Here is an 18,104-nt window from a genome sequence, read left to right as displayed (position 1 = left end):
CCGACGCGTCCGGAAGGGCGCAGGCAACGACTCACCGCAGGCCTCTCTGGCCTGCGCGATAACAAGAACAGCGAGGCCCCGGTCATGTCCAGCGAACAACCCTCGGATGAACTCCAGCGCTGCGCCCAGCGCATCGACGCTTCCATCCGTAACGTTTTCCAGCGTCTCGACGAGCTGGCCGGCGAGGTCGTGGCGATCTGGCGCACGTTGGCGGAAGAGGGCAAGCGCCCGTCCTCGAAGGACCTCAGTGCGCTGCGCCCGCGCATCCAGCATGACCTCACCGATGACGGCACGCGCCTGCACGGCACCGGCGTGGTGATCGAGCCAGGCGAGCTGGCCGACCAGGAGATGTACCTGGAGTGGTGGTATCACGGCCGCGGCGACAAGGTCGTGCCCATGAGCCTGAACTTCAACCGGCGCAGCGAGAGCTTCTACAACTACCTCAACATGCCGTGGTTCTCCCGCCCGCGCGCCAGCGGCCAGCCCTCGGTGGTCGGGCCCTTCGTCGACCTTTACGGCACCGACCTGTACATCCTCGCCTTCTCCGTGCCGATCCAGGTGGACGGCCGCTTCATCGGCGTCGCCGCCGCTGATATCGCCCTGCACGAGTTCGAGAGCGTGCTGCTGGGCAGCCTGATGCAGATGGGCCACGAAGCCCTGGTGGTGAATGGCGAAGGGCGCGTTGTCGCAGCCAATACCGCCAACTGGTTCACCGGCGACCTCGCCCGGCGTACGCTGGGACGTGATGCGCAGGGGCGCGAGCAGGAGCTGGCGGCGTCCTTCTCGCACTGGGCAGTCATCGAGCGGCCGTTGAACCGCCGTCTCGCCGGCGCCGCCTGAGGCTGCCAAACGCTGCGTAAACGGCTAGGCTAGGGCGGTTTCCTCATCGACGGATACCGCCATGAGCCAGTCGCTCGACACCCTCTCCGACTTCGAACCCCTGAGTGCAACGGATGCCCGCGTTCTCGGGTGCCTGATCGAAAAGCAGCTCACCACCCCCGAAGCCTACCCGCTGACCCTCAACGCGCTGGTCACCGCGTGCAACCAGAAGACCAGCCGCGACCCGGTGATGAACCTCACTCCTGGCCAGGTCGGCCAGTCCCTGCGGCACCTGGAAGGACGCGAAATGACCCGCCTGGTCATGGGCAGCCGCGCCGACCGCTGGGAGCAGCGGCTGGACAAGGCGCTGGAACTGGTCAAGCCGCAGGTCATCCTGCTCGGCCTGCTGTTCCTGCGCGGCCCGCAGACGCTCAACGAACTGCTCACCCGCAGCCAGCGGATGCACGACTTCGACGATACCGAGGAAGTCCGCCACCAGCTCGAGCGCCTCGCTGGCCGTGGCATGGCCCTTCAGCTGGAGCGCCTGAGCGGCCAGCGTGAAGACCGCTACATGCACCTGCTGGGCACCGAGGAAGACCGCGAGGCCGCCATCGCCGCCAGCGGCAGCCGCACCTCCAGCGAGCGCAGCGACGGCGGTGGTCATGACGAGGGCCGTCTGGTCGAACTGGAAGGCCGTATTGCGGCCCTCGAAGAGCGCCTCGCGCTACTGGAAATGGGCATCTCCCGAGACTGAGGCGGAAGATTCCTACGACAGGCCGACCAAGGTCGGCCTGCTCGCTTGCTAATACAGCGTTAACATTTGTCCCCGATAGTCATGCTTGCCCCCGCTCTACCCCGGAGTACCCCATGAGTCGCAAACCCTCCCAGGCCCAGTTGAGCGCCGTGCTCAGCCAGCTCACGGAAACCGACTTCAAATCCATCGGCGATCTTGCCGGCCCCCGCGAAGCCAATCTCTTCGCCATCCGCGAATTGTTCCGCCAGGGGCTGATCAAGGGCGTGTTGATCGACGATCCCTTTGGCGCTGCAGACGAGGACGGCCCGCTGCTGTGCAACGCCGAACGCCTGCGCCTGCGCAAACCTTGTGTGGAAAGGGTGGTGAATGAGCAGGCCGAACCTCTAATGCCGCGGCTGGGATTCCTGACGCTCTAGGCAAATCGCGGGCAAGAAAAAGGCGCTGGGCTTGAGGCTCCGCGCCTTTTTCTTTGAGGATACAGCGGGGGCGCGGCAACCTGTCATGCCCAAGCTTCTGACTCAAGATACTCCGGCTGCGAAGCGTAAATGGAGGCGGCACCTTGGGCAGGATTAGAGGCGCCTTAAGGGAACCAAAATGTAGGGCTGATATCATTTGGCTATTAATTAGCCGCCAGGTATCGCTATGAACGCCGCAGCGAAGGTATTCGCGCTGACACTCTGCACTGTCCCCTTGATGATTGGTGCGCTCACTGAAAGCTTGCAAGTGGCGGGGGTTTTGCTCAGCAGCTTGATGATCGTCGGCTTGAACCGCATCCCTCGCTCATCGGCCGACGTGTGAGCGCAAGCGGGTGGGGTCGACGACGAGCAAGTAGGGTTGTTGGCGGTAGTCCAGTCTACGCGTTGGCTCGGGCATGCGCGGCCCGGCAGTTTTTTCTTCGCGCACCGGTCAATGTGGCAAATACAGGAGCGACAGCGATCGCGAAGTCCTCGCTGCTCGACATCTTCCGCGCCATAACGAAAAAGCCCCTGAAATTCACTAGGAAAATCAGGGGCTTATCGTTTGCGTTTGGTGGAGCCGGGGGGATTTGAACCCCCGTCCGCCAGTTCTCCGCTGTCGGTTCTACATGCTTAGCCATCTCTATTAGGTTAACTCCTTGCGGCCCGAGTGGCAGGGCGCTTGGAGCGAGCTGTATGAGTTTTAGCCGTTACGTCTACAGCGAACTTGGCGGCGATCCTGTTCTATATGACAGACCTAATCTTCGGGTTTACAGGCATCCCCTAGGGTCTGCTAGCGGCACTTAGGCTGCTAGGGCGTAGTTGTCGTCGTTGGCAACTATAAAGTTGTGGCAGCTGATTTACGAGAACTGTCACCTACTCGGCATGCCCCTCGAGTTTTGTTACCGGCGTCGAATCCTAATCGGCCCCAAAACCTTGAAAGGTCGTTGGCGATTGTACGGGAAAGCCGCCCCGATAGCCACCCGGGGCGGCGCAAGGTGTTGTCAGCTCAGGAATTTCAGTACAGCTTCGGCCACGGCCTCGGAGGATGCGGGGTTCTGCCCGGTGATCAGGCCGCGGTCCACTTCGACGTGGCTCTGCCAGTCCGGGCCCTTGCTGTAGCGGGCGCCGTTGGCCTTGAGCATGTCCTGGACGAGGAAGGGCACCACGTCGGTGAGGCCGACAGCGTCCTCTTCGCTGTTGGAGAAGCCGGTGACGTGCCGGCCCTGTACCAGCGGCCGGCCGTCGAGCCCGCGCGGGTGACGGAACACGGCCGGGGCGTGGCAGACCGCGGAGACGGTCTTGCCGCTGGAGTGGAAGGCTTCGATCAGCGCCACCGAGGTGCGGTCCTCGGCCAGGTCCCAGAGCGGGCCGTGGCCGCCAGGGTAGAACACGGCGTCGTAATCGTCGGCCTTCACTTCGCTGAGCTTCACGGTGCTGGCCAGCGCGGCCTGGGCGTCGCTGTCCTGGCGGAAGCGCAGGGTGGCCGGGGTCTGGGCGCCTTCCTCGTCGCTCTTGGGGTCGAGCGGCGGCTGGCCGCCCTTGGGCGAGGCCAGGGTCAGGCTGGCGCCGGCATCCTTGAACACGTAGTAGGGCGCGGCGAACTCCTCGAGCCAGAAGCCGGTTTTCTTGCCGGTGCTGCCGAGCTGGTCGTGGGAGGTCAGGACTACCAGGATTTTCATGCTCACTCCTTCGGCGTATCGCTAGTCGTGCGGCTGCCGCCGAAACGGCAGCCCGGACTGTCAGTGTAGGCAATGAGCCGTCTGCGTCAGCGCGACAGGGTGATACCCAGATAGGCGGCGTACAGCACGCCGTTGAGCATCAGTACCCAGATCGGCAGGCCGCCGCCGCGCTGGGCGTTGATTCGCAGCCAGAGCGCAGCGCCGAGGGTCACCAGTACTCCGGTGAGCACTTCGATACGCGGCTGCCAGGGTGTGAGCAGGATGCCGATGGCGGGCAACAGGGTGCCCTGGAAGACCATGGCGCCGCTGATGTTGCCGAAGGCCAGGGTGTCCTTGCCGCGGCGTACCCAGAGGATGCTGTTGATCTTCTCCGGCAGCTCGGTGGCGATGGGGATGATCAGCAGCGACAGCAGCAGCGCGGAAATGCCCAGGATGTGCGACAGGCCTTCCACACCATGGATGAAGCCCTTGGCGCCCAGCACCAGCAGCGCCAGGCCCAGCAGCAGTTGCAGCAGGATGGTGGCGAGGTTGGTCGGCAGGCCGATGCGCGACAGGTACATGCGGTGGTCGGCCTCGGTGCCGTGGCCGTCTTCCACCAGGCTTTGCGAGGCGCGGATGGTCAGCGTGATGTAGCCGATGTAGGTGAGCACCAGCAGTACGCTGAGGGCGACGCGCACGGAGTGCAGTTCAGCCGGGACGAACATGGCGATGGTGGCGAAGCTGAAGGCGACCAGGAAGAAGTTCAGGTCGCGCTGCATGCCCGTGCGCTCGGGACGGATGCGCCCGAACAGGCCGCGCGCACGCCAGGCGGCGAGCGCCATGAGGCAGGTGGACAAGGTGGAGAGCATCAGCGGTGCGCCGAGGATCGCGCCGACGCCGACTTCCTCATTGAGGTTGACGTTGCTGGTACCGGCGAACAGGGCCAGGAGAGGAATCAGGGTTTCCGGCAGGGCGGTGCCGATGGCGGCGAATAGCGAACCGGTAACGCCTTCGGAGATGCCCAGGCGCTCGCCGAAGTGTTCCAGCGCGTTGGTGAAGAGTTCGGCGGCGATCAGGATCACCAGCAGCATGCCGAGCAGTTCGAGGATGAAGGTCAGCATGCGCGCAGCTCCAGAGGGATGGAGCGAAGGGTGGGGTGGTGCATCACGGTGAAGCTCCCGGCCGGTGTAAGTACCCATGACCACGCATCTCCCCGGCCGTTGCGGAGATCACGTGGTCAAAGGTCTTGCCAGGCAAAACTGCTGACGACGCCATGGCCTGCGGGCCAAGTGTGTTGACGTCGCCCCCGTTCGTCGAACGGTCGGCTACTCCCCAATGACGCCGCGCATTCTAGCGGATCGGGCGAGCAGCTCAACCCATGGGTTACCAGGTATCGATCAGTGGACGCTTTTTCCCCTGGCGCGGTACGGGCTTCGGCGTCGATGCCAGGCCGCGCAACAACCAGCGACGGGTATCGGCCGGGTCGATGACGTCGTCGATTTCCAGGTAGCTCGCCATGTTCAGCCCCTTGCCGTTGCGGTAAGCGGCGGCGACCAGTTTGTCGAACAGCTTCTGCCGCTCCTGCGGGTCTTCAATCGCGGCAAGCTCTTTGGCGTAGCCGAGGCGGATCGCTCCCTCCAGCCCCATCGCGCCGAACTCGCCGCTGGGCCATGCGACCGTGAACAGCGCGGCGTGGAAGCTGCCGGCGGCCATGGCCTGCGCGCCGAGTCCATAACCCTTGCGCAGGACCACGGTGAAGAACGGCACGCTGAGGCTGGCGGCGGTGACGAACATGCGCGAGACGTGGCGCACGGTGCCGGTCTTCTCCGCTTCCGGGCCGACCATGAAGCCGGGGGTGTCGCACAGCGAAATGATCGGCAGGTCGAAGGCGTCGCACAGCTGCATGAAGCGTGCGGCCTTGTCGCCGGCCTCGGCGTCGATGGCGCCCCCCAGGTGCATGGGGTTGTTGGCGATCAGGCCGAACGGCTTGCCTTCAATGCGCACCAGCGCGGTGACCATCCCGGCTGCGAAGTGCCGGCGCAGTTCCAGCACCGAGCCGCTGTCGGCCAGTTGCTCGATGACCTGGCGGATGTCGTAGACCCGCAGGCGATTCTCCGGCACAGCATGGCGCAACAGGCGCTGGTCGGCGCACTGCCAGTCGGTGCTGTCGCCCTGGAAGTAGGCGAGGTACTGGCGGGCGATGCGGGTGGCTTCGGCCTCGTCTTCCACCAGTACGTCGATCACGCCATTGGCGCTCTGCACGTCGCTGGGGCCGACTTCCTCGGGGGCGAATCTGCCCAGGCCGCCGCCCTCGATCATTGCCGGGCCGGCCATCCCCAGGCTGGTATCGCGGGTGGCGATGATCACGTCGCAGCAACCCAGCAGCGCGGCGTTTCCGGCGAAGCAGCGGCCGGAGACCACGCCCACCAGCGGCACCAGCCCGGAGAGCCGCGCCAGGCCGACGAAGCTCATGTTGTCCAGCCCGGCCACGCCGACGAAATCGGTGTCGCCCGGACGCCCGCCGCCGCCTTCCGCGTAGAGCACCATCGGGATGCGCCATTGCTCGGCGAGGTGCAGCATGCGGTCGGTCTTCTTGTGGTTCATCACGCCCTGGGTGCCGGCGAACACCGTGTAGTCGTAGGCCAGCACCAGGCAGCGTGCCTTCTCGTCGCCGAACTGCGCAGCGTTGATGCTGCCCAGCCCGCTGACCAGGCCGTCGGCAGGGCTGCTGGCGATCAGTTCCTCGACGCTGCGGCGACGGCGCTGGGCCGCGATGGCCAGTGCGCCGTACTCGATGAAGCTGCCGTCATCGAGCAGATCGGCGAGGTTCTCGCGGGTGGTGCGCTTGCCGATCCTGTGGCGCTTGGCGACGGCGTCCGGGCGGCGCTCGTCGAGGCCGATGGCGTGGCGTTCGAGCACTTCGGCGAGGTCGGCGCGAATGGCGTCGAGATCGATGGCGGCGCTGCTTTCATGGTGCTGCGCTTCGATGTCCGCCGGCTCGACGAACAGCAATGCGTCGCCCTCGCCGAGGCTGTCGCCGGGGGTGGCGGCGAGACTGTGGACGATGCCACTGGCGCTGGCTTTTACCTCGAATTCCATCTTCATCGCCTCGACCACGGCGATGGTCTGGCCCTGGGCAACGGTATCGCCCATGGCCACGTTCAGGCTGACCAGCACACCCGCGCTGGGCGTGGCAAGAGGGATGCAGCCGGCCGGCGCTTCGCTGCTGCGCTGGGCTTGTGCGGTGGCACCAGCATGGCTGAAGAAGCGATGCGGGTGCGCGTGATCCTGTGCGCCCAGCAGCGTGGGCAGGTGTTCTTCGATGTAGCGGGTGGTGACCTGGTTGTCCGCCACCGCGCTCTGGCGCAGCAGATTGAGCAGCAGCGGAATGTTGCTCGCCACGCCTTCGAGACGGAATTCGCAGAGCGCGCGATAGGCGCGCTGCACCAGCTGTGGATAACTGCCGATGCCGTGGACGATCAGCTTGGCCAGCAGCGAGTCGTAGCCGGCACTGTTGCGGTAACCGGCGTAGCCGTAGCCATCCACGCGCAGGCCGGGGCCGCTGGGCGGCTCGTAGGCGCTGAGGGTGCCGCAGGCGAGGTGGGGCGTGCCGTCGCTGGCGAGGCTTTCCAGGTTGATCCGCAGTTGCAGGGCGTGGCCGCGTGGCGCGGGGATCTCCGCCTGGGTCAGGTTCAGCTCGGCGAGGCTGGCGCCGGCGGCAATGCGCAGTTGCGCCTGGACGAGGTCGACGCCGGTCACTGCTTCGGTGATGGTGTGTTCCACCTGCAGGCGCGGGTTGGCTTCCATGAACACGAAGTCGCCGCTGTCCTCGTCGAGCAGGAACTCGAAGGTGCCCAGGCCGCGATAGTTCACGGCTTCGGCCAGCCGCACGGCGGCGGCGAGAATGGCACCACGCAGCCGAGGATGCAGGTTGGGGCTGGGGGCGATCTCCAGCAGCTTCTGGTTGCGCCGCTGCAGGGTGCAGTCGCGCTCGCCCAGGTGGCTGACGACGCGGCCGTCGCCGATCACCTGCACTTCGATGTGGCGGGCGCGCTGGATCAGGCGTTCGACGTAGAGCCGGTCATCGCCGAAGGCCGCGCGGGCCTCTGCCTGGCAGCGGGCGTAGGCGTCGGCGATCTCCTCGACGCTGCGCACCGCGCGCATGCCGCGCCCACCGCCGCCAGCGAGGGCCTTGATCATCATGCCGGCGCCGGCGGGCAGTTCGCGGAAGAAGCTTTCGGCATCTTCCAGTGAGGTCGCGCGGTTGCTGCCGGCGGCCAGCGCCACGCCGTGATCGCGGGCGAGGTCGCGGGCGCGGGCCTTGTCACCGAAGACGTCGAGCACCTCCGCCGAGGGGCCGACGAAGGTGAGCCCGGCGCTTTCGCAGCGGCGGGCGAAGCCGGCGTTCTCGGAAAGGAAGCCATAGCCCGGATGCACCGCGTCGCAGCCCTGGGCCAGGGCGATGTCGATGATCTGCTGCTGGTCGAGGTAGGCGCTGGCGCCACGCCCTTTCAGGGCCGTGGCCTGGTCGGCCTGGCGAGTGTGCAGCGAGGCGGCGTCGTCCTCGGCGAAGATCGCCAGCGTCTGGATACCCAGCTCGGCGGCGGCGCGGGCAATGCGGATGGCGATCTCGCCACGGTTGGCGATGAGCAGGCGGGTGACGGGCATGGCGATTCCGGTTGTGGTTCTTGTGGTCGGCAATCGCACCATCTTAGGCGGGTGAGGAGGGTGGGGAATCAAGTACGGCGTCGCGAATGGCGCAGGCTTAGTGGGCCTTATGAGCGGTGACCGGCCTGGAGCCGGCCACCGCGTGCGGAATCACCCGTTGGCTCCGCCGTCGCCGGCGTTCTTCTTCAGCAGCTGCAGGGCTTTTTCGGTCTGCGCAATGCAGGCCTTGGTGTCACCCGCGGCCTGGGCCTGGGCGGCCTTTTCCTGCAGGCGCATGGCCTGTTCCTGGGCCTGGGTGTTGTTGGTGACGGTTTTCACCGCGTCATCGACTTTCTGCAGATTGTCGCTGCACAGGTCGGCGGCAAAAGCCGGCGACGCCAGCAGGGCGGCTGTAATGAGCAGGGCGGCACGTTTCATGGCAGTACTCCTGTCAACTTGACCGTTGTCGCGGACCGAACGAGCGGGCCGTACAGGGTGGACTGCCACGATTCACGCGGGGTTCAGAGAATCGGCCCGGCGGTTGTCGGGAGTTCGACGCAGACGCCCAGGCCGGCGCCGTCCAGCCCTTCGTGCAGGGAAATGCGCCCGTGGTGGATTTCCACGATGCGCTTGACGATGGGCAGGCCCAGCCCGCTGCCGTGGCTGCTGGCGACGCTTGGGCTGCGGTAGAAGCGGGTGAAGATCGCTGCCTGTTCGGCCGCCGCCACGCCGGGACCGTTGTCGCGCACCCAGAGGCTCAGTCGGTCGCTCGCGCTTTCCAGGCTGACGGCCACGCGGCCGCCTTCGGGGGTGTAGCGCAGGGCGTTGCCGACCAGGTTGGTCAGCATCAGCTCCAGCCAGGGCGCGACGCCCTGCAGGCTCCCTCCCTGGCTATCGAAGGTCAGGTCGATGCCCTTGTCGATGGCCTGCGGCGCCAGCTCGGCGATGGTGTCTTCGGCCAGCAGGCCGAGGTTCACCGGGCGGAATATTTCGTGCAGCTCCTCGGCATCCAGGCGCGCCAGCAGCAGGATCTGCTCCATCAGTGCACTGATGCGCTCGACACTGCGGCTGACCTGCTGCAGTCCATGGGCATGGGCGGCCGGGTCGGAGGAGCGCAGCGCGACCTGGGCATGGGTGCGCAGGCTGGCCAGCGGCGTGCGGATTTCATGGGCGGCGTCGCTGGTCAGGCGGCGCTCGGCCTCCATCGCGGTATTCAGGCGCTCCAGCAGCAGGTTCAGTTCGCTCACCAGGCTGTGCACTTCCACGGGGGCCCGGTTCAACGCCAGCGGATGCAGGCTGTGGGCGCTGCGGTGGTGCACCTGCTCGATCAGGCTGCGCAGCGGCGCGAGGCCCTGGCGTACGCCGAACCAGACCAGCACGGCGAACAGCGGCAGCGCCAGCAGCAGGGGGAAGAGCGCGCTGAACAGCAGCAGGCGCAGGGTTTTGGAGCGGAAGTGCAGGTCCTCGTAGACCCAGATGCGGATCTGGTCGGCGCCGGAGGATTCGATCTGCAGCACCCGGTAGTTCACGCCGCCCTGTTGCAGGTCGGAGAAGCCCAGAGGCTGGTCGTCCAGGCCCGCGGGCGGGCGTTCGGTAGTCAGCAGCGGTTCGCCCAGGTACCAGATTGAATAACCCAGGGTCGCTTCGCGGTGGATCAGCGGCAGGCCTTCGATGGCCTTGCGGCTGCGCGAGAGGATTTCCCCCGGCGGCGTAGGGTCGGCATCGATGGAGTCGGCGATGTCGACCAGGCTCAGGGCCGCCTGGCCGAAATCGATCATGTCCTGGTCGTAGAGGTGGTTCACCTGTTGGCGGGTCAGGTGGTAGGTGAACAGGCCGGCGACGAGCCACAGCAAGGAAACACCGCCGATCAGTGTCAGCAGCAGGCGCCGGCTGATGGAGCCGGCGCGACGGGGCGCGCTGCTCAAGCTCGCGCGGCGCCTTCAGGGCGGTCGATGCCGTAGCCGATGCCGCGCACGGTGCGGATCAGGCTATTGCCCAGCTTGCGCCGCAGGTGGTGGATGTGGACTTCGATGGCGTTGCTTTCCAGGTCGCCGTCCCAGCCGTAGAGGGCTTCCACCAGTCGGGCGCGGGACAGCACCTTGCCGCGCTGTTCCAGCAGCAGGCGCAGCAGGGCGTATTCGCGCGGTGCCAGGTCCACCGGTGAGCCGGCCAGGCTGACCTGGTGGGTGGCCGGGTCCAGTGCCAGTTCGCCGTGTTGCAGCAGCGGCGCGGCGCGGCCGGTGTGGCGGCGGGTCAGGGCGCGGACGCGGGCGAGCAGTTCGTCGAGGTCGAAGGGTTTGGTCAGGTAGTCGTCGGCGCCTGCGTCCAGGCCGGCGACGCGGTCGGCCACCTTGTCGCGGGCGGTGAGGATCAGCACGGGCGTCAGGTCACCGCGGCGGCGCAGGCCGCGCAGCACTTCCAGGCCGTCCTTGCGCGGCAGCCCGAGATCGAGGACCAGCAGGTCGAACTCATCGGTGGCCAGCGCCTGGTCGGCGGCCACGCCATCGCTCACCCAGTCCACGGTGTCGCCTTCCAGACCGAGCCCCGCGCGAATGCCATCGCCCAGCAGCTGGTCGTCTTCTGCCAACAGGATTCTCATCTTGGTCCCCTCTACCGGCCTGTGCAGCAGGATAGCTGGCGTGATCCGGTTAGGGCAGAGGGTGACAGCGCTCGCTTAACGAGGTGTTAAGGCTTTCTGCGCCGTTGACGGAGAAAGCAGGGCGAAGAATCCGGACCGATTATCCGCCGCCCGTGGGGACGGCGGATAACGCTGGAGACGTTGTGCGCCCTACGCCTGGACAGTGGACGAACGCGCGCGAGTCACGCGATCCACCAGATAGACCACGCCGCGATAGTCGATACCGCCATGGGCGGACAGACCGATCTCGCAGGTGCGGCTGGTGGAGACGCCTTCCTCGCAATACTGCACCGCGTCCTTGAGCGTGCGCAGCGAATGCGCGTTCAGCTCGGGCGTGGTGAAGCCCTTGTCGCCGGCGAAACCACAGCAGTGGATGCCCTCGGGGATCACCACTTCGCGGGTGCAGCGCTTGACCAGGTCGATCAGCGCCTGGCTTTCGCCCAGGTGCTGGGTGCTGCAGGTGACGTGCACGGCCACCGGCTTGTCCTGCGGCTGGAAGTCCAGACGCTCGACCAGATGGGTGCGGATGAACTTCACCGGGTCGTAGATCTTCAGCCGGTCGTCCGCCAGTTCCTGCACCAGGCGCAGGGTGCAGGGGCTGGTGTCGCAGTAGATCGGGTCGAGACCACCCCGACTGGCGCGCAGCAATTCGGCGAGCAGTTCGTCGCGCTTGGCGTCGGCTTGGCTCTTGTAGCCCTTGGAGGCGAACGGCTGGCCGCAGCAGAGGTTGTCGGCGTTGTCCGGGAAGACCACCTGGTAGCCGGCTTTCTCCAGCAACTGGCGGGTCTTGTCGATCAGCGGCATCTGCTCTTCGTCCGCCGCCGCCGGGCCCATGGCGCGGGAGACGCAGGCGGTGAGGTAGACGACGCGCGGCTTGCCGTTATCCACAGGCTGCGAAGCGGCAGCCAGGCGCACGGGCTGCGGCATGGCCGGCGTCCACTGCGGTACGCGGCCCTTGCTGGCATGGCTGATGGAAGCGCTGAGGCGGGCCAGGCGCGGCGCGCCGAGCACCATACGCGCACCGTTGGCAGCGTGCAGCATGAACTTCGCACCCTTGAGTGCGGTGGCGAAGTTGCGTGCCAGCCAGGTGGCGGTGCCGGCGTGGTGCGCTTCTTCACCGCGCAGCTTGCGGACCAGCTCGCCGGTGTTGATGTTCACCGGGCAGCGCTGGGCGCACAGGCCGGTGGCGGCGCAGGTGTCGATGCCCTGGTACTGGTAGTCGCGCTCAAGCTCGGTGGTGTCGACGCCGGCGCGGCGCTTGGCCTGGATGTCGCGCCACATGACGATGCGCTGGCGTGGGCTGAGGGTCAGCCCCTTGGACGGGCAGACCGGCTCGCAGAAGCCGCACTCGATGCACTTGTCGACGATCTCGTCGGCGGCCGGCAGCGGTTTGAGGTTCTTCAGGTGCAGCTGCGGGTCGTCGGTCAGCACCACGCCGGGGTTGAGGATGCCGGTGGGGTCGAGCAGGCGCTTCAGCTGCCACATCAGTTGGTAGGCGTCGTGGCCCCATTCCAGCTCGACGAAGGGCGCCATGTTGCGCCCGGTGCCGTGCTCGGCCTTGAGCGAGCCGCCGTATTCCACGGCGACCAGCTGCGCGACGTCGTCCATGAAGGCCGAGTAGCGCGCGATCTGCTCAGGCGATTCGAAACCCTGGGTGAAGACGAAGTGCAGGTTCCCTTCCAGCGCGTGGCCGAACAGGATGGCTTCGTCGTAGCCGTGCTTGTCGAACAGCTCGATCAGGCGGTTCACGCCCTCGGCCAGCTGTTCGACGGGGAAGGTGACGTCCTCGATGATCACCGTGGTGCCAGTCTCGCGCACTGCGCCGACGGCCGGGAAGGTGTCCTTGCGGATGCGCCAGAGCTGGTTGTAGACCGCCGGGTCTTCGCTGAAGTCGACCTGTTTCTCCACCGGGTAACCGGCGATGGAGGCGCTGATCTGCGCGAGTTGTTCATGCAGCAGCGACTGGGTCGCTGCGCGGGATTCGATGAGCAGCGCGCAGGCGCCTTCGGAGAGGCTCTTCACCCACGTCGGCATGCCCTGCATGTTCTCCACCGAGCGCAGGCTGCGGCGGTCCAGCAGTTCCACGGCGGAGACCGGTTGCTGCTTGAGCACGGTCACGGCCTTGCAGCAGGTCTCCACGTCGGGGAAGACGATCAGCGCGCTGGCCTTGTTCGGGTGGTCGGGCACGGTGTCGTAGGTGACCGCGCTGATGAAGCCCAGGGTGCCTTCGGAGCCGACCATCAGGTGGGTGAGGATATCCAGCGGCTCGTCGTAGTCGACCAGCGCATTCAGCGACAGGCCGGTGGTGTTCTTCAGGCGGTACTTGTGGCGAATCTTCGCGGCCAGCTCGGTGTTGGCACGGGTCTGCCGGCCCAGCTCGGCGAGCTGGTCGAGCAGTGTGCCGTGGCTTTCGCGGAAGGCCGCGAGGCTGTCGGGCAACTCGCTGTCCAGCAGCGTACCGTCGGCCAGCAGCAGGCGCATGCCGGCCAGGGTGTGGTAGCTGTTCTGCGCAGTGCCGCAGCACATGCCGCTGGCGTTGTTGGCGACGATGCCGCCGATCTTGCAGGCGTTGATCGACGCCGGGTCCGGTCCGATCTTGCGGCCGAATGGAGCCAGCCAGGCGTTGGCCTGGGCGCCGATGACGCCAGGCTGCAGGCGAATCTGCGTGCCGCCGTCGCGGATGTCGCGGCCGTTCCAGTTGTCACCCAGCACCAGCAGCACCGAGTCGCTCACGGCCTGGCCGGAGAGGCTGGTACCGGCGGCGCGGAAGGTCACCGCGACCTTGTTGGTGTGGGCGGACTTGAGCAGGCTGGCGACTTCGTCTTCGCTCTCGACGCGGATCACCAGCTTGGGGATCAGCCGGTAGAAGCTGGCGTCGGTGCCGAAGGCCAGGGTCGAGAGCGCGTCGTCGAAGCGGCGCTCGCGGGGGATCAGGTGTTCTACCGTGTCGAGGAACGCGGCGGGCAGGCTCATGCAATCTCCTCGCGGGGCCGTGGCGTCTGGCGCGCCACGTACCCCGGTCAATCAGGCTGTATTTCGTGTGGGCGTATGGATCACGCGCCCAGTTCGCGCACCAGCGAATCGCGAGTGATCTCGCCGATGGTCTTGGCGCCGGTGAGCACCATGGCCACGCGCATTTCCTTCTCGAACAGGTCCAGCAGGTTCTTCACGCCGGCTTCGCCGTGGGTCGCCAGGGCGTAGAGGAAGGCGCGGCCGATGAGCACGGTGTCCGCGCCCAGGGCGATCATGCGCACCACGTCCAGGCCGTTGCGGATGCCGGAGTCGGCGAGGATCTTCAGGTCGCCTTTCACCGCATCGGCGATGGCCGGCAGGGCGCGGGCGCTGGAGAGCACGCCGTCGAGCTGGCGGCCGCCGTGGTTGGAGACGACGATGCCGTCGGCACCGAATTTCACTGCATCCTTTGCGTCTTCCGGGTCGAGGATACCCTTGATGATCATCGGGCCATCCCAGAACTCGCGGATCCACTCCAGGTCCTTCCAGGAGATCGACGGGTCGAAGTTGGCGCCCAGCCAGCCGATGTAATCGGCAAGGCCGGTCGGGTTGCCGCGGTACTTGGAGATGTTGCCCAGGTCGTGGGGCTTGCCCAGCAGGCCGACGTCGAGGGCCCAGGACGGGTGGGTCATGGCCTGCCAGACGCGGCGCAGCGGTGCGTTCGGGCCGCTCATGCCGGAGTGGGCGTCTCGGTAGCGGGCGCCGGGCACCGGCATGTCGACGGTGAACACCAGGGTCTTCACGCCGGCGGCCTTGGCACGCTCCAGGGCGTTGCGCATGAAGCCGCGATCTTTGAGCACATAGAGCTGGAACCACATGGGTCGGTCGATGGCCGGGGCGACTTCCTCGATGGGGCAGACCGAGACCGTGGACATCGTGAAGGGGATGCCTTTCGCGGCGGCCGCGCGGGCTGCCTGTACTTCTCCGCGCCGGGCGTACATGCCGGTCAGGCCGACGGGGGCCAGGGCGATGGGCATGCTCAACGTCTCGTCGAACAGCTTCGTCTCCAGGCTCAGCTCGGACATGTTCTTCAGCACGCGCTGGCGCAGGGCGATGTTGGCCAGGTCGTCGACGTTGTTGCGCAGGGTGCGCTCGGCGTAGGCGCCGCCGTCGGCGTAGTGGAAGAGGAACGGCGGCAGCTTGCGTTGGGCCGCGGCGCGGTAGTCGGTAGAGGCAGAGATGATCATGGGCGTCTCATCGTTGTGGGGCTTGTCGAGGCCACCGCGCTGGCGCGGGTGACCTCGAAAGACCTTAGCTGCTTTGGACGGATCTCCGCGCGCAGGCGCGGAGTCGGGTCTTGCCTTAGTGAACCAGCATGCCGGTGAAGATGTAGGCCTGGGCCAGGGTGATCAGACCCACAATGGCGGCGAACATCAGGCTGTGCTTGAGGGTGAAGCGGAACAGATCGGATTCCTTGCCGACCATGCCGGTGGCGGCGCAGGCCACGGCGATGGATTGCGGCGAGATCATCTTGCCGGTCACGCCGCCGCTGGTGTTGGCGGCCACCAGCAGGGTGTCATTGACCCCGATCTGGTGTGCGGTGGTGGACTGCAGCGAGCTGAACAGGGCGTTGGAGGAGGTATCCGAACCGGTCAGGAACACGCCCAGCCAGCCGAGGAACGGCGAGAAGAACGGGAACGCCGCACCGGTGCCGGCCAGGACCAGCGCCAGGGTGGTGGACATGCCCGAGTAGTTGGTGACGAAGGCGAAGGCCAGGACCATGCCGATGGAGAGGATCGGCCACTTCAGCTCGACCAGGGTCTCCTTGAAGGTGGTCAGACCAGTTTTCGCGCTGATGCGCAGGACGAACATCGAGATCACGGCGGAGAGGAAGATCGCGGTGCCGGTGGCCGAGACCGGGTCCAGTTTGAACACGGCGGCGATCGGCGTCGGGTTGGCGACGATGGGCGCGGTCTTCACCACCATCTGGTCGAGGTGCGGGATGGCGAAGTTGAACACCAGGTTGTACAGCGCGCCGCCCGGAGCGAAGAGCGCCTTGAACGGCTTCAGCGTCCAGATGGTGACCATGACGGTCAGCACCAGGAAGGGCGACCAGGCCTTGAGGATTTCGCCGAAGCTGTAGGGGGTGGGCTCGGCGCTGCGCGGGCCGTTGCCGCCCATGACGGCGGCGCCGCCGGCGGTGGCGACCACTTCGCGCTCGCTGGCGGGTTGCCAGACTTTCAGGAACAGGGTCAGGGAAATCAGGCTGACCAGGGCGGAGGTGATGTCCGGCAGTTCCGGGCCGATGAAGTTGGAGGTGAAGTACTGGGTGATGGCGAAGCTGCCGCCAGCGACCAGGGCGGCCGGCCAGGTTTCCTTCACGCCCTTGAGGCCGTCCATCATGAACACCAGCCAGAACGGCACGAGGATCGACAGGAACGGCAGCTGGCGGCCGGTCATTGCGCCGATCTTGAACGCGTCGATGCCGGTGACCTGGCCCGCCACGATGATCGGGATGCCCAGGGCGCCGAAGGCGACCGGCGCAGTGTTGGCGATCAGGCACAGGCCCGCGGCATACAGCGGATTGAAGCCCAGGCCGACCAGCAGGGCGGCGGTGATCGCCACCGGCGCGCCGAAGCCCGCCGCACCTTCGAGGAAGGCGCCGAAGGAGAAGCCGATCAGCAGCACCTGCAGGCGCTGGTCGCCGGTGATCGACAGCACCGAGCTGCGGATCACCTCGAACTGGCCGCTCTTGACCGTGAGTTTGTAGAGGAACACCGCCGCGACGATGATCCAGGCGATTGGCCACAGGCCGTAGGCGAAGCCATAACCGGCGGCGGCGATGGCCATGTCGGCGGGCATGCCGAAGGCGGCGATGGCGATGATGATCGAGAGGGCGAGGGTAATGCTGCCGGCGACGTGGCCCTTGAGGCGGAACACGGCGAGGGCGAGGAAGAAGAACACGATCGGAATGACGGCGACCAGCGCGGACAGGCCGAGGCTGCCGAGCGGGGTGTAGATCTGCTGCCAGGTTTGCATCTGGTTGGCTCCCTAATTGTTTTTGGGTGGAGGGCCTGGTTGCCGGTCGGGCGATTCCGATGCGCTTGTGGCGCGTTGGGCAGACGGTCGACTGATCGCGGCTTGTTGTTTTTCGTGCATGTGTTGTCGTGCAATCCGACTTTCGGTAAATTGGTATGACCAATTTACAAAGCCGAGCGCTCAGGGTAAAAGCCCTGCTGGCGGCGTGTCAATTTGCTGCCCTGCGACTTTTGTCGAGCGTGGTCGGAAAGTTGCGCTGGTCTTGTTGCCGGCGGCGGCACTGGTTAGGCTGCCGCGCGCCGCGCAGGTCGCGGCCCAGAGTGAGAGAGCGAAGGAGTTCACCCGCATGAGTTTTGGTCAGGTCAAGCAGCGCCGTCTGTCGGACGATATCGTCGAGCGGCTGGAGGCGATGATCCTCGAGGGCACTCTCAAGGCTGGCGCGCGACTGCCTGCCGAGCGCGTGCTGGCCGAACAGTTCGGCGTCTCGCGGCCGTCACTGCGCGAGGCGATCCAGAAGCTCGGCGCCAAGGGTCTGCTGGTCAGTCGTCAGGGCGGTGGCAACTACGTCAGCGAGGGGTTGGGCTCGATGTTCAGCGATCCGCTGCTGCACCTGCTGGAGAGCAACCCGGAGGCCCAGCGCGACCTGCTGGAATTTCGCCATACCCTGGAAGGCTCCTGCGCCTTCTACGCGGCGCAACGCGCGACCGAGGTGGATCACCAGCGCCTGAAACAGGCGTTCGATGCGTTGCAGGATTGCTATCAGCGGGTGGGGAAGGTCAGTCGTGCGGAAGAGGGCGCGGCGGATGCGGCCTTCCACCTGGCCATCGCCGAGGCCAGCCACAATGCCGTGTTGCTGCACACCATTCGCGGCCTGTTCGACCTGCTCAAGCGCAACGTGGTGACCAACATTGGCGGGATGTACGCGCAGCGTGACGAGACCCGCGAGCAGCTGATGCGTCAGCACCGCGAGTTGTACGAGGCGATTATCGGCGGGCACGCGGAAGCGGCGCGGGAGATTTCCCAGCGGCATATCGACTACGTGCAGGAAGTGCTGGCCGAGGTGCAGGCGAAGGAATTGCGCCTGCAACGGGCACAGCGACGCCAGGGCGCGGTGGACGCCTGACCGGCAACGCGCCCTC

General features: G+C 66.4%; 13 protein-coding genes, 1 other RNA gene and 1 riboswitch. Of the genes, 4 read left to right on the top strand and 10 right to left on the bottom strand.

Going from position 1 to position 18,104, the window contains the following annotated elements; genetic code table 11:
• Positions 1–84: 84 nt before the first annotated feature.
• The 3 genes from IB261_RS25845 (at position 85) to IB261_RS25835 (ending at position 1,989) form a co-directional block, all read left to right on the top strand.
• Positions 85–840, top strand: coding sequence for a cache domain-containing protein (locus tag IB261_RS25845; RefSeq protein ID WP_192383813.1), 756 nt, complete (start codon positions 85–87; stop codon positions 838–840).
• A 61-nt stretch (positions 841–901) separates the two neighbouring features.
• Positions 902–1,573: a YceH family protein gene (locus tag IB261_RS25840; RefSeq protein WP_151188379.1), complete on the top strand. Its 672-nt coding sequence runs from the start codon at positions 902–904 to the stop codon at positions 1,571–1,573.
• Positions 1,574–1,686: 113 nt separating this feature from the next.
• Complete coding sequence (locus tag IB261_RS25835) at positions 1,687–1,989, top strand: hypothetical protein (protein WP_081520088.1); 303 nt, start codon at positions 1,687–1,689, stop codon at positions 1,987–1,989.
• 611 nt (positions 1,990–2,600) lie between these two features.
• On the opposite strand, the gene ssrA is transcribed toward IB261_RS25835, so the two are convergent.
• The 10 genes from ssrA to IB261_RS25785 form a co-directional block, all read right to left on the bottom strand.
• Positions 2,601–2,958: a transfer-messenger RNA gene (gene ssrA / locus IB261_RS25830) on the bottom strand.
• A gap of 74 nt (positions 2,959–3,032) precedes the next feature.
• Complete coding sequence (locus tag IB261_RS25825) at positions 3,033–3,710, bottom strand: type 1 glutamine amidotransferase domain-containing protein (RefSeq protein ID WP_081520675.1); 678 nt, start codon at positions 3,708–3,710, stop codon at positions 3,033–3,035.
• Positions 3,711–3,796: 86 nt separating this feature from the next.
• Positions 3,797–4,810, bottom strand: coding sequence for a sodium:calcium antiporter (locus IB261_RS25820; RefSeq protein ID WP_081520676.1), 1,014 nt, complete (start codon positions 4,808–4,810; stop codon positions 3,797–3,799).
• A gap of 55 nt (positions 4,811–4,865) precedes the next feature.
• Positions 4,866–5,035: riboswitch (yybP-ykoY riboswitch) on the bottom strand.
• Positions 5,036–5,072: 37 nt separating this feature from the next.
• The gene (locus tag IB261_RS25815; RefSeq protein WP_192383814.1) at positions 5,073–8,357 is read right to left on the bottom strand and encodes an acetyl-CoA carboxylase family protein; all 3,285 of its coding nucleotides are present in this window, start codon (positions 8,355–8,357) and stop codon (positions 5,073–5,075) included.
• Positions 8,358–8,507: 150 nt separating this feature from the next.
• Positions 8,508–8,774: a PA2433 domain-containing protein gene (locus tag IB261_RS25810; protein WP_081520678.1), complete on the bottom strand. Its 267-nt coding sequence runs from the start codon at positions 8,772–8,774 to the stop codon at positions 8,508–8,510.
• Between the two features lie 83 nt (positions 8,775–8,857).
• Positions 8,858–10,261 (bottom strand): sensor histidine kinase, encoded by a 1,404-nt coding sequence (locus IB261_RS25805; RefSeq protein WP_192383815.1) that lies wholly within the window; start codon positions 10,259–10,261, stop codon positions 8,858–8,860.
• Entirely contained in the window at positions 10,258–10,935 is a 678-nt protein-coding gene (locus IB261_RS25800) for a response regulator (protein ID WP_192211223.1), read from the bottom strand. Before IB261_RS25800 ends, IB261_RS25805 begins: the two co-directional genes overlap by 4 nt.
• Positions 10,936–11,124: 189 nt before the next feature.
• Positions 11,125–13,947 carry an FAD-binding and (Fe-S)-binding domain-containing protein gene (locus IB261_RS25795; RefSeq protein WP_192383816.1) on the bottom strand — a complete coding sequence of 941 codons (2,823 nt, stop codon included), beginning with the start codon at positions 13,945–13,947 and terminating at the stop codon, positions 11,125–11,127.
• 80 nt (positions 13,948–14,027) lie between these two features.
• Positions 14,028–15,173, bottom strand: a complete 1,146-nt coding sequence (gene lldD / locus IB261_RS25790) for an FMN-dependent L-lactate dehydrogenase LldD (protein WP_081520682.1) — start codon at positions 15,171–15,173, stop codon at positions 14,028–14,030.
• A 115-nt stretch (positions 15,174–15,288) separates the two neighbouring features.
• The gene (locus tag IB261_RS25785) at positions 15,289–16,965 is read right to left on the bottom strand and encodes a lactate permease LctP family transporter (protein ID WP_192383817.1); all 1,677 of its coding nucleotides are present in this window, start codon (positions 16,963–16,965) and stop codon (positions 15,289–15,291) included.
• Between the two features lie 346 nt (positions 16,966–17,311).
• Here IB261_RS25785 and IB261_RS25780 point away from each other — a divergent pair, with 346 nt between their 5' ends.
• Complete coding sequence (locus IB261_RS25780) at positions 17,312–18,088, top strand: FCD domain-containing protein (RefSeq protein WP_192383818.1); 777 nt, start codon at positions 17,312–17,314, stop codon at positions 18,086–18,088.
• Positions 18,089–18,104 lie beyond the last annotated feature (16 nt).

It is taken from the genome of Pseudomonas sp. PDM20 (assembly GCF_014852575.3).
Classification (GTDB): Bacteria; Pseudomonadota; Gammaproteobacteria; order Pseudomonadales; family Pseudomonadaceae; genus Pseudomonas.
Note: the sequence above shows the minus strand (reverse complement) of the source record. Positions and strands in the feature narration are given on the sequence as shown.